General features: G+C 52.5%; 12 protein-coding genes. 2 read left to right on the forward strand and 10 right to left on the reverse strand.

The features are described from left to right. Positions 1 to 18: 18 nt before the first annotated feature. The 9 genes from mutS to rpsO form a co-directional block, all read right to left on the reverse strand. Positions 19 to 2625 (reverse strand): DNA mismatch repair protein MutS, encoded by a 2607-nt coding sequence (mutS, locus tag QJT81_13260; protein WGZ92805.1) that lies wholly within the window; start codon positions 2623 to 2625, stop codon positions 19 to 21. A 153-nt stretch (positions 2626 to 2778) separates the two neighbouring features. After that, positions 2779 to 5382: a bifunctional aconitate hydratase 2/2-methylisocitrate dehydratase gene (acnB, locus tag QJT81_13265; protein ID WGZ92806.1), complete on the reverse strand. Its 2604-nt coding sequence runs from the start codon at positions 5380 to 5382 to the stop codon at positions 2779 to 2781. 29 nt (positions 5383 to 5411) lie between these two features. Then, positions 5412 to 6716, reverse strand: coding sequence for a citrate synthase (locus QJT81_13270; GenBank protein ID WGZ92807.1), 1305 nt, complete (start codon positions 6714 to 6716; stop codon positions 5412 to 5414). A gap of 28 nt (positions 6717 to 6744) precedes the next feature. Beyond that, positions 6745 to 7620: a succinate--CoA ligase subunit alpha gene (gene sucD, locus QJT81_13275; protein ID WGZ92808.1), complete on the reverse strand. Its 876-nt coding sequence runs from the start codon at positions 7618 to 7620 to the stop codon at positions 6745 to 6747. Next, complete coding sequence (gene sucC, locus QJT81_13280) at positions 7617 to 8786, reverse strand: ADP-forming succinate--CoA ligase subunit beta (GenBank protein ID WGZ92809.1); 1170 nt, start codon at positions 8784 to 8786, stop codon at positions 7617 to 7619. Before sucC ends, sucD begins: the two co-directional genes overlap by 4 nt. A 113-nt stretch (positions 8787 to 8899) precedes the next feature. After that, positions 8900 to 10336 carry a dihydrolipoyl dehydrogenase gene (lpdA, locus tag QJT81_13285; GenBank protein WGZ92810.1) on the reverse strand — a complete coding sequence of 479 codons (1437 nt, stop codon included), beginning with the start codon at positions 10334 to 10336 and terminating at the stop codon, positions 8900 to 8902. 11 nt (positions 10337 to 10347) lie between these two features. After that, entirely contained in the window at positions 10348 to 11556 is a 1209-nt protein-coding gene (gene odhB / locus QJT81_13290; protein ID WGZ92811.1) for a 2-oxoglutarate dehydrogenase complex dihydrolipoyllysine-residue succinyltransferase, read from the reverse strand. Between the two features lie 157 nt (positions 11557 to 11713). Continuing rightward, entirely contained in the window at positions 11714 to 13807 is a 2094-nt protein-coding gene (gene pnp / locus QJT81_13295) for a polyribonucleotide nucleotidyltransferase (GenBank protein ID WGZ92812.1), read from the reverse strand. A 198-nt stretch (positions 13808 to 14005) separates the two neighbouring features. Next, entirely contained in the window at positions 14006 to 14275 is a 270-nt protein-coding gene (rpsO, locus tag QJT81_13300) for a 30S ribosomal protein S15 (protein ID WGZ92813.1), read from the reverse strand. A 210-nt stretch (positions 14276 to 14485) separates the two neighbouring features. Here rpsO and QJT81_13305 point away from each other — a divergent pair, with 210 nt between their 5' ends. Then, positions 14486 to 15124 (forward strand): hypothetical protein, encoded by a 639-nt coding sequence (locus tag QJT81_13305; GenBank protein ID WGZ92814.1) that lies wholly within the window; start codon positions 14486 to 14488, stop codon positions 15122 to 15124. 51 nt (positions 15125 to 15175) lie between these two features. Beyond that, entirely contained in the window at positions 15176 to 15640 is a 465-nt protein-coding gene (locus QJT81_13310; GenBank protein WGZ92815.1) for a cytochrome c, read from the forward strand. Positions 15641 to 15686: 46 nt separating this feature from the next. On the opposite strand, the gene QJT81_13315 is transcribed toward QJT81_13310, so the two are convergent. Continuing rightward, on the reverse strand, positions 15687 to 16817 hold the full coding sequence (locus QJT81_13315) for a YeeE/YedE family protein (protein WGZ92816.1): 1131 nt from the start codon (positions 16815 to 16817) through the stop codon (positions 15687 to 15689). Positions 16818 to 16892: the final 75 nt, after the last annotated feature.

The following is a 16892-nucleotide window of genomic DNA, read 5'->3' on the forward strand; positions in this document are numbered from 1 at the left end:
CATACGCCCTCTTCATTTTTACGACAACAACTTCCTCAACCGATACAATTCGTCTAGCGCTTGGCGCGGGGTGAGTTCATCCGGGTCTACGGCGGCTAAAGCCGCTTTCACTTTTTCGGCAATTTCATCTTTCGGTTCGGTGGGTGTGCCAAACATCAACGGCAAGGTTTGTCCGGGTTGTGGGGCTTGCTGACTGTGTTTTTCTAACGACACCAGTTTCTTTTTGGCTTGGGCGATAATGCTTTTGGGGACACCGGCCAATTGCGCCACTTGTAAGCCGTAGCTTTGGTTGGCTGGGCCATCTTTCACCGCGTGTAAAAATACGATCTTGTCGCCATGTTCTATCGCATCAATGTGGACGTTGACGATGGTGCTGATTTGTTCGGGCAATACCGTCAGCTCGAAGTAGTGGGTAGCGAACAGGGTGAAAGCCTTGCGATCCCGCGCTAGGTATTCCGCAAACGCCCAAGCCAGTGACAGGCCATCGAATGTGCTGGTTCCGCGTCCGATTTCGTCCATTAGCACTAGACTGTGGGCGGTGGCGTTGTTGAGGATATTGGCGGCTTCGGTCATTTCCACCATGAAGGTGGAACGCCCGGTGCTTAAGTCGTCGTGTGCGCCGATGCGGGTGAAAATACGGTCGATATTGCCAAGACGGGCGGTTTGCGCGGGGACGTAGCTGCCGATGTGTGCTAGTAATACGATTAGGGCAATTTGGCGCATGTAGGTCGATTTGCCGCCCATATTGGGGCCGGTGATCATTAACATACGGCGGCGCGAATCCATGTACAAATCATTCGGCACGAAGGGGTTGTCGAGGGTGCGTTCCACGACGGGGTGGCGTCCGCCTTCGATTTGGATGCCAGCGCCATCGACCAGTGCGGGGCAATTGTAATTCAGGGTGTTAGCGCGTTCGGCGAAGTTGCTCAAAACATCAAGTTCGGCGATGGCTTGCGCACTGTTGCGGATGGGGTTGAGGTGTTCCAGCAAGTCGCCTAACAGGTTGTCGTAAATGGCTTTTTCGCGGGCAAGCGCACGTTCGCGGGCGGAGAGCACCTTGTCTTCAAACTTTTTCAGTTCGGGCAGAATGAAGCGTTCCACTCCCTTAAGGGTTTGGCGGCGAATATAGTCGGCAGGGATGCGGCTTAATTGGCTTTGCGGAATTTCGACGTAATAGCCGTGAACGCGATTGTAGGCAACTTTGAGATTGTTGATGCCGGTGCGGACTTTTTCGCGGGCTTCGAGATCCAGCAGGTATTGGTCGGCGTTTTCGCTTAAGTTGCGCAATTCATCAAGTTCGGCATCGAAACCTAGGGCGATTACGCCGCCGTCGCGGATCACCACGGGCGGGTTGTCGATGATGGCACTGTCGAGCAGGTAGCGCAGTTCCGCGTGTAAGTCGATGTTGGTTTGTAATTGCTGGATGTGCGGGTTATCGATGGTGTTGATCAAGCCGTGAATGCGCGGCAATACGTGCAAGGAGCTGCGTAGGGTGGATAAGTCACGCGGACGTGCCGAACCCAGCGCGATGCGACTGGCAATGCGTTCGATGTCACCGATACCGCGCAAGGTTTCCAGCAAGGTTTCGTAGCGGTATTGGTCGAGCAATGCGCCAACGGCTTGGTGGCGGTTGCGCAGGGTGAAACGATCCCGCAGCGGTTTGTTGAGCCAACGGCGTAGCAGGCGGCTGCCCATGCTGGTGGCGGTTTTGTCGATGACTGAAATCAGGGTATTTTTGTGTTCACCGCTGATGCTGTATTCAAGTTCTAGGTTACGGCGGCTGGCAGCGTCAAGAATGATGCCTTCGTCGCTGAGTTCCACAGTGAGACTGTTGATGTGGGGCAGAGCTGTACGCTGAGTTTCTTGCACGTAGTTGAGCAATGCGCCCGCAGCGGCAATCGCGAGTGGCAGGTGATTGCAGCCGAAACCGTCGAGATCGTGTACCCCGAATTGGCGTAGCAGCAGGCGTTTGGCAGTGTCGGGGTCGAAGTGCCATTGAGGGCGTGGAGTGGAAATGCGGTTGCGGGCGAAGGCGGGTTTCCAGTCTTCGTCGTGCAAGATTTCAGCGGGTTGCAGGCGTTCGATTTCGTTGTGCAGGGTGGTGTCGGAATCGGCTTCTTGTACGGTGAAGCGTCCGGTGCTGAGGTCGATGGCGGCGATGCCGTAAGAAGCCCCCCCCTTCCCCAGCCCTTCCCCCGCAAGGGGGGCAGGGAGTGAAGAGCGGTGGATGGCGACTAGGAGGTTGTCGCGGCGGTCGTCGAGGAGGTAGTCGTCGGTGACAGTGCCCGGGGTCAGCAGGCGGGTGATTTTGCGTTCGACCGGGCCTTTGGATTTGGCAGGGTCACCGACTTGTTCGCAAATGGCGACGGATTCACCGACTTTAAGGAGTTTGGCGAGGTATTGTTCGACGGCGTGGTAGGGAACGCCTGCCATGGGAATCGGTTCACCCGCCGTTGCGCCGCGTGCGGTGAGGGTGATGTCGAGCAAGGCAGCGGCTTTTTTGGCGTCGTCCATGAACAGTTCGTAGAAATCCCCCATACGGTAAAACAGAAGGATGTCAGGGTATTCCGCTTTGATGCGGAAATATTGTTGCATCATGGGGGTGTGCTGCTGTTCTTTGCTCATAACTCATCGGGGCTGCTGGATTAAGCAGGGGAGTTTAGCAGTAATCGGCTGGGGGCGTGAATGGCAATCAAGAAGGCTTTTTCTTAGTTCCCCTCGCCCCTTGTGGGATGAACCTGCAAGGGGCTGGGTATGGGGCTGTGGGTTAGGGGTTCTTTAACCCGCCACTACCGGAATCGGCACAACTTTCACCGCCGCCTTCTGGTAGTTTTCCATCTTGTCGAAGTTCAGGTAACGGTAAATGTCAGCCGACATGCTATCCAGCTTATTGGCATATTCCATGTACTCTGCAACCGTTGGCAATTTACCCATAACAGCCGCCACCGACGCAAGTTCCGCCGAAGCCAAGAACACGTCAGTGTTAGTCCCCAGACGATTCGGGAAGTTACGAGTGGACGTAGACACGGCAGTTGAACCTTCCTGAATCCGTGCCTGGTTGCCCATGCACAGTGAGCAGCCCGGCATTTCCATCCGCGCACCCGCACGACCGTAGATATTGTAGTAACCTTCGTCACTCAACTGGGCTGCATCCATCTTGGTTGGTGGTGCAATCCACATACGGGTTGGGATTTGCTTGTTGGCAGCATCCAACAGCTTGCCTGCCGCACGGAAGTGACCGATGTTGGTCATGCAGGAACCGATGAAGACTTCATCAATTTTGCGACCCGCTACTTCAGACAACAGACGCGCATCATCCGGGTCATTCGGCGCACACAGGATAGGCTCTTTGATCTCATCCATATTGATTTCGATCACAGCCGCGTATTCTGCATCTGCATCAGCACGCATCAGGCTGGGGTTCGCCAGCCACTCTTCCATCTTGCCGATACGGCGTTCGATGGTGCGTGGATCGCCATAACCTTCTGAGAGCATCCATTTCAGCATGACGATGTTGGAACGCAGGTATTCAGCAACCGAGGCTTCAGAGAGCGCAACCGTACAGCCAGCAGCAGAACGTTCAGCAGAAGCGTCAGACAGTTCAAATGCCTGTTCGACAGTCAGGTGATCCAGACCTTCGATTTCCAGCACCGTGCCGTTGAACACGTTTTTCTTGCCTTTCTTTTCAACCGTCAGCAGACCCATTTGGATCGCTTTGTGTGGAATAGAGTGCACGAGGTCACGCAAGGTGATGCCCGGTTGCATTTTGCCAGTGAAACGTACCAACACAGATTCCGGCATATCCAATGGCATAACCCCTGTCGCAGCCGCAAACGCCACCAAACCAGAACCCGCTGGGAAGGAAATACCAATCGGGAAACGGGTATGGGAGTCGCCCCCCGTACCAACGGTATCCGGCAACAACATGCGGTTCAACCACGAGTGGATAACGCCATCACCGGGGCGCAACGAAACACCGCCACGGGTCATAATGAAATCTGGCAACGTGTGATGCGTTACCACGTCAACCGGCTTAGGGTAAGCCGCCGTATGGCAGAAAGACTGCATCACCAAATCCGCCGAGAAGCCCAAGCAAGCCAAATCTTTCAGCTCGTCACGGGTCATCGGGCCGGTAGTGTCTTGTGAACCCACGGTAGTCATTTTGGGTTCGCAGTACATACCGGGGCGTACACCCGGCAGACCGCACGCCTTACCGACCATTTTTTGCGCCAGTGTGTAACCTTTGCCAGTATCAGCAGGCTGTTCAGGCGTGCGGAACAAATCAACCGCTGGCAGACCCAGTGATTCACGCGCTTTCGCCGTCAAACCACGCCCGATGATCAAGTTAATACGACCACCCGCACGCACTTCGTCCAACAACACTTGGGTTTTCAGACTGAAGGTGGAAATGACTTCATCCGTACCGTGACGCTTAGCAACGCCCTCATACGGATAAACATCAATCACGTCGCCCATGTTCATTTGGGCAACGTCCATCTCAATCGGCAGTGACCCGGAATCTTCCATTGTATTGAAGAAGATCGGCGCAATTTTGCTACCAAAACAGTAACCGCCCACACGCTTGTTCGGAATCCCCGGCATATCATCGCCAAAGAACCACAGCACGGAGTTGGTGGCAGACTTACGTGAAGAACCCGTACCTACCACGTCACCGACGTAAGCCACGGGGAAACCTTTCGCTTTCACCGCTTCGATTTGCTTCAAAGGACCAACCGAACCCGGTACTTCCGGCTCAATACCGTCACGCGGCATTTTCAACATCGCGTTAGCATGGAGTGGAATGTCAGGGCGTGACCATGCATCCGGTGCTGGCGACAAATCGTCAGTATTGGTTTCGCCGGGAACCTTGAAGACCGTGACGGTGATTTTTTCCGCCACTTCAGGCTTGGAAGTGAACCATTCGCCCGCTGCCCAAGATTCCATGACTTTTTGTGCAGACGCATTGCCCGCTTGCGCTTTGGCTTCCACGTCGTGGAACGCATCAAACATCAGCAAGGTGTGTGACAGTGCTTTCGCCGCCGCCTCAGCCGTTGCAGGCACATCCAACGCCGCAATCAACGGTTGCACGTTGTAACCACCCAACATCATGCCGAGAACTTCAACCGCACGCACTGGGCTAATCAATGCACAACTGGCTTCACCCTTAACGATGGCGGCAAGGAAACCGGCTTTCACATAAGCGGCTTCGTCGACACCCGCCGGAACGCGGTTTTCCAGCAAATCCACCAGAAACGCTTCTTCGCCTGTCGGAGGGTTTTTCAGTAATTCCACCAGTGCAGCGGTTTGCGCCGCATCCAATGGCTTAGGCGGGATGCCCTGAGCGGCGCGTTCAGCAACGTGTTGGCGATATTCTTGCAACATTTTCTATAGACTCCTCAAAACAACAAAACTTATCTTTCATCCACTGGAACATATTCGCGGCGTTCCGCACCCACGTACAACTGGCGTGGACGACCGATACGCGACTCCTCATCACCCATCATTTCATCCCACTGTGAAATCCAGCCGATGGTACGTGCCAGCGCAAACATCACCGTAAACATGCTGACCGGAATCCCCATGCTCAGGAATATAACACCAGAATAGAAATCGACGTTCGGGTACAGGTTACGCGCTTTGAAATACTCATCGTTCAAGGCCACCTGTTCCAGCTCACGCGCAATCGCAAACAGTTTCTGGTTCGGGTCATTGGCGGGCAAGCGATCCAGAATCTCATTCGCCAATTCACGGATAATCCGGGCGCGTGGATCATAGTTTTTATACACGCGATGCCCGAAGCCCATTAAGCGGAAACGGTCATTTTTGTCTTTAGCGCGGTCTACCCAATGCGACAAGGGCAAGCCAGACTTTTCAATGTCACGCAACATAGTGATCACGGCTTCGTTCGCACCGCCGTGCGCAGGCCCCCACAAGGACGCAATCCCCGCTGCCACCGCTGCAAACGGGTTCGCTTCCGAACTGCCCGCCAAACGCACGGTTGAGGTTGAGGCATTTTGCTCATGGTCAGCGTGCAAAATCATAATGACTTCCAACGCTTTCACATGCAACGGGTCAGGCGTATACGGTTCAGTCGGCACGGAGAACATCAGGTGCAAGAAATCTTCCGCATACGACAATCTATTGCACGGGTAGACAAACGGCAAACCCACGGAATAACGGTAGCTCCATGCCGCAATCGTCGGCATTTTCGCAATCAAACGGTGCGCAGAACGCTTACGTTGTTCTGGGTCATGAATATTCATGTCATCATGGTAGAACGCGGACAACGCCCCCACAACCCCAACCACGGTTGCCATCGGATGCGCATCGCGACGGAAACCCCGGAAGAAATACTGTACCTGATCATGCAACATGGTGTGGCGCGAGATCATGTACTCAAAATCTGCCAACTCTTGCTTGGTGGGCAAGGTTTTATTCAGCAGCAAATAGCAGACTTCCAAAAAGCTGCTGTGTTCTGCCAACTGCTCAATCGGATAACCACGGTAGAGCAGCGTGCCTGCATCCCCATCCAAATAGGTAATTTCACTGGAACAACTCGCCGTTGACATAAAACCGGGGTCATAGGTGAAATACCCCAGTTCCTTGTACAGTTTACGGATGTCAATGGTTTTGACCCCGATGCTAGGCTGAAGTACATCCAACTCGACTTGTTTGCCAGTGGTGTTATCAGTAATGGTGACAGTTTGTTTGGTCATGCAGGCACTCCAAAAAATTAACGAAAACTTATCCTTGCAGGGCTGCGAATGCAGCAGCGACACCCTTCCCTAGTTCAGCCGGAGACTGAACAGTATACACGCCCGCATGTTGCAGTGCAGCATACTTTTCCTGCGCCGTGCCTTTCCCACCTGCAATAATCGCACCAGCGTGACCCATGCGCTTACCCTTAGGTGCGGTAACGCCTGCAATGTAAGAAACCACGGGTTTGGTGACGTGCGCTTTAATGAATTCCGCTGCTTCTTCTTCCGCTGAACCGCCGATTTCGCCACACATTAAAATGACTTCGGTTTGCGGGTCAGCTTGGAACAAGGTCAGCGCATCAATGAAGCTTGTGCCCGGAATGGGGTCGCCACCGATGCCGATACAAGTACTTTGACCCCATTCGCCGGTTTGCTTGACCGCTTCATAAGTCAGCGTGCCGGAACGTGACACAATGCCAACACTGCCCGGTTTATGGATGTGACCCGGCATAATGCCGATTTTGCATTCGCCCGGTGTAATGATACCGGGGCAGTTGGGGCCAATCAGACGCACGCCAAGGCTATCCACCACCACTTTCGCATCCAGCATATCCAGCGCCGGAATGCCTTCGGTAATGCACACGATCAGCTTGATACCCGCGTAAGCCGCTTCAATAATCGAATCTTTGCAGAATGCTGCCGGAACGTAGATCACGCTGGCATCCGCGCCGGTCGCTTCCACCGCTTCGCGCACGGTATTGAACACCGGCAAACCTAAATGCGTTGTGCCACCTTTACCCGGTGTAATCCCGCCGACCATTTTCGTGCCGTAAGCAATCGCTTGCTCAGAGTGGAAAGTTCCTTGCTTGCCGGTGAAACCTTGGCAAATGACTTTGGTGTCTTTATTGATTAATACGCTCATGCGGCATCTCCTACGGCAGCAACGATTTTACGGGCAGCATCGCCAAGATCGCTTGCAGCAATCACAGCCAAGCCGCTATTAGTCAGCAATTCAGCACCTTTTTCGGCATTATTGCCTTCCAAACGCACTACAACAGGGACAGAAACGTTAACTTCTTGCACCGCTTTGATAATCCCTTCGGCAATCAAATCGCAACGCACAATGCCACCGAAGATATTAATCAGAATGCCTTTAACCGCAGCGTCGGACAGAATGATCTTGAAAGCCGCCGCTACCCGTTCAGCCGTTGCGCCACCGCCTACGTCGAGGAAGTTAGCCGGTTGACCACCGGACAGTTTGATAATGTCCATCGTCGCCATTGCCAAGCCTGCGCCGTTGACCATGCAACCGATATTGCCTTCGAGTGCGACGTAGTTCAGTTCCCACTCGTCCGCTTCCAGTTCGCGGGCATCTTCCTGGGATTTGTCACGCATCGCTACCAGTTCAGGCTGGCGGTAGAGCGCGTTGCTGTCTACATTCACTTTGCCATCGAGACACAACAAGTTGCCTTCAGCCGTGACTACCAGCGGGTTTATTTCGACCAGAGACAGGTCTTTTTCCTTGAACATTTTGCCCAAGCCAACCAGCAATTTGGTGAATTGCCCAATCTGTGCGCCTTGCAAGCCTAAGCCGAAGGCGAGTTCACGCCCTTGGTAAGGCATCACGCCAACCAGCGGATCAACCATCGCTTTGAGGATTTTTTCTGGGGTTTCGTGCGCAACCTTCTCGATTTCCATGCCGCCTTCGGTGGAGGCCATGATCACGATACGGCGGCTGGAACGGTCGAGGACTGCGCCGAGGTACAATTCGCGGGCGATATTGCAGGTTTCTTCCACCAGAATGGTGTTGACGGGTTGACCATGTTTGTCAGTCTGATAAGTAACCAGGTTTGTGCCCAGCAAGCTGGCTGCAAAGGTGGCTGCATCAGCCGGAGTCTTAACCAGTTTCACGCCACCGGCTTTGCCGCGTCCACCTGCGTGGACTTGCGCTTTGACCACTACTGTCGCCGTGCTTAAAGAAGCCGCTGCTGCTTCGGCTTCCGCCGCTGTGGAGGCGATTTTGCCAGTGGGTACAGGCATACCGTATTGGCTAAAAACCGCTTTGGCCTGATATTCGTGTAAATTCATCCTCAGTTTTCCTTTGGTAGTTCACCGCGAAAACGCGGGTTATAATCGTACAAACGCCACGTATCTGCGTGCAGCAGACCGTGGCGTTAAAGCGTAGGGGTTAACGGTGTGGCTTACTTACGCTTTTTGCCAACGGCATGTAATGCCCGCCCATCCACAGCCAGCATGGCTTCGTGTATTGCTTCGGAAACGGTCGGGTGCGCAAATGTCATGCGTGCCAAATCTTCTGATGAACATTCGGTTTCCATCGCAATCACCGCCTGACCAACCAGTTCGGAAGCCAATGGCCCCACAAAATGCACGCCCAAAATCCGGTCAGTTTTGGCATCTGCCAGCACTTTCACCAAGCCGTCGGCTTGATCCATCGCTTTGGCGCGACCGTTGGCGGCAAATGGGAAGCTGCCTGTGTTATACGCAACACCAGCGGCTTTCAATTCGGCTTCGGTCTTGCCGACCCATGCGATTTCCGGGTGAGTATAAATAACCCACGGAATCGCGTCATAATTGATGTGCGGCTTTTGACCGGCAATCTGTTCGGCAACCAGCACACCCTCTTCCGAGGCTTTGTGTGCCAGCATGGGCCCTACAATGCAATCACCAATCGCGTAAACACCCGGCACAGCGGTTTGCAGATGCGCATCGACAACGACACGTCCGCGATCATCCAGTTGCACCCCGCAATCAGCCGCGAATGCGCCCGCAGTGTTGGATTTACGCCCGACGGCGACGATCAAGCGGTCAACCAGCAAGGTTTGCTCACCTTTCGGGTCATTGTAGGTCACGGTAACACCGTTATCACCGGCTTCGACCTTGGCAACTTTAGAGCTAAGGCGGATGTCCAGCCCTTGCTTTTTGAATTGCATCTGCGCGGACTTAGCCACATCACGGTCAGCCGCACCGAGGAAATCGTCCATCGCTTCGAGAACGACCACTTCGGAGCCGAGCCTACGCCATACGCTGCCCATTTCCAAACCGATCACGCCTGCACCGATCACGCCGAGTTTGCCGGGAGTTGTTTCCCAATCCAGCGCACCCGCAGAATCCACAATGCGGGTATCCAACCACTTGGCAATCGGCAATTCAATCGGGGTAGAACCTACCGCGATAATTACATTGTCAGCCGCAGCCGTTGAAACAGTGCCGTCATGAGTGGTCACTTCCACCTGCTTGCCAGCCAGCAATTTACCGCGACCTTGCAGCCATGTAATACCGTTGGCTTTGAACAATTGCTCAATACCGCCTGTCAGTTGGCTGACGATTTTGTCCTTGCGGGCAATCATCTTGGCAACGTCAATCTGCAAACCGTCAACCGTAATACCGTGGTCGGCATTGTGTTTGGCGATTTCTTCGTAACGTTCGGAGCTTTCCAGCAACGCTTTGGAAGGGATACAACCGACATTCAGACAAGTGCCGCCGAGGGCAGGCTTTTGCTGTTTGTTGATCCATTCTTCCACACATGCAGTTTTTAAGCCAAGTTGGGCGCAACGGATGGCTGCGACATAACCACCGGGACCTGCGCCAATAACGATAACATCATACTTTTCAGTCATGGCAGGCTACCTCAAACATCCAACACCAAGCGAACCGGATTTTCAACCAATTCCTTGATGGTTTTGAGGAAGGTAACAGCACCTTGACCGTCGACGATGCGGTGGTCATACGAGAGAGCCACATACATCATCGGGCGAATAACGATCTGATCATTGACAACGACAGGGCGCTTCTGGATCGCGTGCATCCCCAGAATCGCGCTTTGAGGAGGGTTTAGAATTGGGGTTGATAGCAACGACCCAAAAACGCCCCCGTTGGTTATAGTGAACGTACCACCAGTCAGATCGTTCATATCCAGCTTACCTTCACGGGCTTTAGCAGCGTAACCAGCAATGCCGGATTCGATGTCAGCCAGACCCATGTTTTCAGTGTTGCGCAGGATAGGCACGACTAGTCCGCGATCAGATGACACGGCAATCCCAATATCGCAGAAGCCGTGGTAAACAATGTCATTGCCATCAATCGAGGCATTGACTTCAGGGAAACGTTGCAGCGCGACAGCGGCTGCTTTCACGAACAGAGACATAAAGCCCAGTTTCGCTTTGTGTTTTTTCTCGAATGCGTCTTTGTATTCAGTACGCAGATCCATCAACGGCTTCATGTCGATTTCGTTGAAGGTAGTCAGCATCGCAGTGGATTGCTTGGCGTACATCAGGCGTTCGGCGATGCGGGCGCGGAGGCGGGTCATGGGAACGCGCTGTTCCATGCGAGCACCGGAAGCAGTAACGGCAACAGTTGGTGCAGGTGCGGCGGCGACTGGAGCAGCAACAGGAGCTGGTGCGGCAGCAGGTTTCGCGGCAACAGCGGCTTGCACGTCTTCTTTGAGGATACGGCCTTGCTTGCCAGAACCGTCAACATCAGCAGCAGTGAGGTTGTTTTCTGCCATCAGTTTGCGGGCAGCGGGAGCGGTTTGTGGTTCAGTGCTTGCTGCTGGAGCAGAAACCACAGGAGCTGCTTCGGCTTTTGGAGCAGCGGCAACTGCGCCAACGGTCATACGACCCAACAACTGGCTGCTAATGACGGTTGCACCCGCTTGTTGGACTATTTCGGTGAGGACACCATCAGCAGGAGCAGGTACTTCCAGTACCACTTTGTCTGTTTCGATTTCAACCAGTACTTCATCCTGTTTGACACTGTCACCGACTTTCTTGCTCCATGTTACCACGGTAGCGTCGGCGACGGATTCCGGCAGTACCGGGGTCAGAATTTCACTGCTCATCTGCACACATCCTTAGCTTTTGACTAATCTTATTAATTGTCGACATTATAGGGTTTTTTATGTGTAAGATCAATTGAAAAAACGTCACATTGTCGACACTAAAAACACAAAAGACCCCGTAGGGTCTTTTGCTGAGTATTAACGAGGCGAAGAAAACTTACTCGCCTTCGCCCACCGCTTTCATGCTCAAGCGCATCCGACCTTGGCGGTCGATTTCGATGACTTTGACTTTAACCGTATCGCCTTCATTGACGAAATCGGTCACGCGCTCGACACGCTCATCGCTGATTTGTGAAATATGCAGCAAACCGTCTTTGCCCGGCAGAATGGTGACAAATGCACCGAAGTCCATCAGACGCACGACTTTACCGGTGTAAACCTTGTTGAGTTCGACTTCGGCAGTAATCGCTTCGATCATGCTGCGAGCTTCGTAAGCTGCTTTCGCATCAATTGCCGCAATCTTGATGAAACCTTCGTCGTTGATGTCAACACTTGCGCCAGTCGCAGCGGTAATAGCACGGATGGTTTCGCCACCTTTACCGATGACTTCGCGGATTTTGTCCGGGTTGATTTTCATGGTGACATAACGTGGTGCGTATTCGGATACTTCATCACGCGGCGCTTCCAGCCCTTTCGCCATTTCACCCAAGATATACAAACGCCCCGCTTTGGCTTGTACCAAGGCTTGCTGCATGATTTCTTTGGTAATGCCGGTGATTTTGATGTCCATTTGCAGCGCGGTAATACCGTCAGCGGAACCTGCTACTTTAAAGTCCATATCGCCAAGGTGATCCTCATCACCAAGGATGTCGGACAATACCGCGAAACGCTCGCCTTCCTTGATCAAGCCCATCGCGATACCCGCCACAGGAGCTTTCAACGGCACGCCTGCGTCCATCATCGACAAGGAACTACCGCACACACTCGCCATCGAGCTAGAGCCGTTGGATTCAGTGATTTCAGACACGCAACGAATGGTGTAAGGGAAATCGTCAGTAGTCGGCACCATCGCCTTCACGCCACGCTTGGCAAGACGACCATGACCAATTTCACGACGCTTAGGTGAACCGAAACGACCGATTTCACCCACGCTGTACGGCGGGAAGTTGTAATTAAACAGGAAGTTATCTTTGTATTCGCCAGTAATCGCGTCGATCACCTGTGCATCGCGTTCTGTACCCAACGTGGTCACAACCAATGCCTGTGTTTCGCCACGCGTGAACAGCGCGGAACCGTGGGCACGCGGCAATACGCCAACACGCACGGTAATTTTACGCACGGTATCTAGGGTGCGACCATCAATACGTGGTTTGCCATCAAGGATGCTGCCGCGCACGACTTTCTTTTCAGCGTTTTTGAATTCGCCTTTGATTTCGTCAGCCGTGAAGCCCTCTTCGCCCTCTTTCGCTGCCAGTTTCTCAATCAGCGCATTCTGCACTTCATGGATACGGGCATAACGCGCTTGCTTGTCAGCGATTTGGAAGGCTTCAACCAGATCCGCCGAACAAGCCGCTTCTACTGCATCTGCCAATGCGGTATTGGCTACCGGTGCAGTCCAATCCCATGCGGGGGTAGCCACTTCAGCCGCCAATTCTTTGATGGCGTTAATAGCAACTTGCATTTGTTCGTGACCGAACATCACCGCGCCCAACATCACGTCTTCGCTGAGTTCATTCGCCTCAGATTCAACCATCAGCACGGCACAATCCGTGCCTGCAATCACCAGATCCAAATCCGACGTGAGCAAGTCTTCTTTGGATGGATTCAGCAAATAGCCGCCGTCACGGTAGCCCACGCGAGCGGCACCGATAGGGCCTTGGAAAGGCATACCGGAAAGTGCCATGACCGCTGATGCACCCAGTAACGCCGGAATGTCAGCGCTGACAGAAGGGTTCATGGAAACCACGGTGGCAATCAATTGCACTTCGTGAGTGAAGCCTTCTGGGAACAGCGGACGCAATGGACGGTCGATCAAACGTGCCACCAGCGTTTCTTCTTCGGTAGCACGCGCTTCACGCTTGAAGAAACCACCGGGGATGCGACCGGCTGCGTAAAATTTTTCTTGGTAATCAACCGTCATTGGGAAGAAATCGCGACCGGGCACAGTTTCTTTGCTGCCAACGACAGTGACCAGCACGCTGGTGTCATCCATTGTGATCATGACGGCGGCGGTGGCTTGTTTGGCGATTTCGCCGGTTTCGATAGTGACGGTGTTATTGCCGTATTGGAAAGTCTTGGTGATTTTTGCCATGACGTTGGGCGTTCCTTTGATAGGTGTTATTACAATTGCAAATGGAGTGTCACGGGCAGGCTGTTGATAAAGATTCGGAAGTGAGCGTGATACAAACCTTTATCAACAACCTTCCTGCGCGACGAATGATAGTAAACGATCAGTTCTTACATAACAAAACACCGCACAATGGCGGTGTTTTGGAGTGGTTGCCCCGACTTAGCGACGCAGACCCAAGCTGGAAATCAGCGCTTGATAACGCGCCAGATCTTTACGCTTCAAGTAATCCAACATCTTACGACGCTGACTTACCATTGCCAACAACCCGCGACGGGAATGGTGGTCATGCTTGTGGGTTGCAAAATGGTCCGTCAGATGCTGAATCCGCGCTGTTAACAGCGCAACTTGCACTTCCGGGGACCCGGTATCTGTGTCTGATTGGCGGTATTGTGCAACAACACCGGCCTTAACTTCTGCACTCAGAGACATATTCGCCTAGGCTCCAGATTAATGGTTGGTAAAAAGGCGTAGATTATACACATGAAGGTAAATGTAGTATAGTTCCGCCCAACATTAAAATAATTAGCGGCTAGTATCATGCGCGTTCAGCATCACCATTATGGCATTCCAATCCGAAAATACTATTTTGCACACACCATAAAACCTACATGGCGAGACACTTTATTACCAACAGCTTATATGGACTGTTTTACTTCAGAAAAGCCGCGCCTATTCCAAACCGAATACCGCCATACCCTACTGACCGATCTTAAACCTGATGAAGTCACGATTTTCCAAAACTTTCCCAAAGATACCCGTAACCAAATTCGGCGTTGTGAGCAAGAAAAATGCTTTGATCTCAACCTCAACACACCCTTAGAGCAGTTTATACCCCTTTATAATGCCTTTGCGCAGGCTCGTGGCCTCTCATTATTTACACCAGAAGATGCTACGGCTATCGGCAGTGAGAATTACCGTATTTTCAGTGTTGAGCATGAAGGCAAGGCTATTATTTGTCACTTTTATTTGTTATCCGCAACCATGGGCGTAACCAATCTACTCATTTCAGCCAGTACCCAACAGCATAATGATGATGCGGATATGCGCCGCTCCATGGGTTTTGCTAATCGTTGCCTGCATTGGCAGGGAATGCGGTATTTCAAAGCCATGGGATTTCATACGTATGACTGGGGCGGATACGCATTAGATGCGACTGACCCTACCATGCAAGGCATCAACCGCTTCAAACGCACCTTCAATGGCACATTAACGCCGATTTACAACTATTACTCACTTTCCTACGCTTTTATTGAAAAGCTGCGGCACAAATTGCGATGATGCGCTGTCTAACGACACCGTTTACGAATAAATAATTGAAGGAGCGAACAGATGAACCTGTTACAAAAAACCCTAGCCATTGCTATTGCTGCCATCGGTTTTGCCGTTGTCACTAACGTCATGGCAGATGAGAAATCTCCAGCAGAAGCAGCGATTGACTACCGTCAAGGCGCATTCACCATGATCAAACACCATTTCGGCCCAATGGGTGCTATGGTCAAAGGTGAAATGGAATTCAATGCGGCTGAATTTGCCAAAAATGCGGATGCAGTAGCAGCGCTGAGCAAATTCCCTGCTAATGGCTTTATCGCAGGCAGTTATGAAGGTGAAACCGAAGCCAAACCTGAAATTGAACTCAATGCTGATGATTTCAAAAAGAAAATGGAAACCTTCCAAGTTGAAGCGGCTGCTTTAGCTGAAGTTGCCAAAGGTGGAGACATTGCCGCCATCAAACCCCAATTTGGTAAAGTCGGCGAGTCTTGCAAAGCTTGCCACAAAGAATACAAAAAAGATTAAGAAACGCCTACAGCCTCCCCTGATTTGGGGAGGCTTTCAGGAAGGCTCAGTTGACCCGTACTAAATCGGGAGCTTGGGCAAACTCCGGCATATTTTCTGTTGCTAACCGTGCTGCTTCTGCGGCGGCTTTAAGTTCATCCGCCTTACGGTCTACCACCCAATCCATCACGCCAGCACCAATCCACATGCTAAACAGTGCAACCCAAGCCGTGATGACCAACATGACCCCACCGGTAACGCCAGCACCGACCGCACAACCGCCTGCTAACATCCCACCGAACCCCATCAAGACTGCGCCGATGAAGAAACGGGTAAAACCGCTATCTTGCGTAAACTGTTGCCATTTAAACTCACGAGTCACCAGCGCCGCCAGCAGCGAACCAAGGAAAACCCCAGGCACTAATCCAACATTGAAATTGAGCGGCAAGTAAGGTTGATTAATCAAGCCCATCAAGGTATCGGCTGAAGGCCCAGTGAAACTAACACTCTGCACCTGCACAATGTCAAACGAATTACTCGCCTGCCAACTGGTCAACAACCACCCCAAGGCAACAGACAAACCTGTCACCATTGCAGCAATGCTCCACCACTTGTTAACCTCATGACGCTTGGCAAACCACAATGCAAACAGCAGAAAAGCCGCACCCAACAGCAGTCCACCATACGGTGGCAACCACGCCGAAAAACTACGTGAATTACCATCCACCAACCACCAAGACGATATTTCCTCACGCAACGGCGATAGCCCACCGGTCAAAGAAGCTTGTGCCACAATCGTCACGACCAGCCCTGCCACCATCGTGCGCATATTGCCAGTCGCTGATAACACCAGTAAACGGCTGGCACAACCGCCCGCTAACACCATGCCCCCACCAAACAACAAACCACCGATAATTGCACCCGACATAGACCCGGCATTATTCAATTGCCGAATTTGACCGGTATCAATCGCCCCCATTTCAATAAAATACTGTGTAGCCAGCATTGCAGCACCAAACGCCAGCAACCAAATGGCAAACTTTTTACCGGTTTGACCGCGCCAGAACTCCACACAAGCAGCACGCAAACAAAAGCGGCTTTGCTGTGCAAAAATACCGAAGGTAAGCCCCACCAACGCCCCAATGACGGCAGATATTTCTTCAGTACTCAATTGCTCTAAGAAGGTTTCATAATTCATCTTACTCTCCACTCACCGTGAGGCGATCACGATAAAGTCACACAATAGTCAATGGAGAGTATCTTAGTTAAGTAT

Source organism: Candidatus Thiothrix putei (assembly GCA_029972225.1).
GTDB classification, from domain to species: Bacteria; Pseudomonadota; Gammaproteobacteria; order Thiotrichales; family Thiotrichaceae; genus Thiothrix; species Thiothrix putei.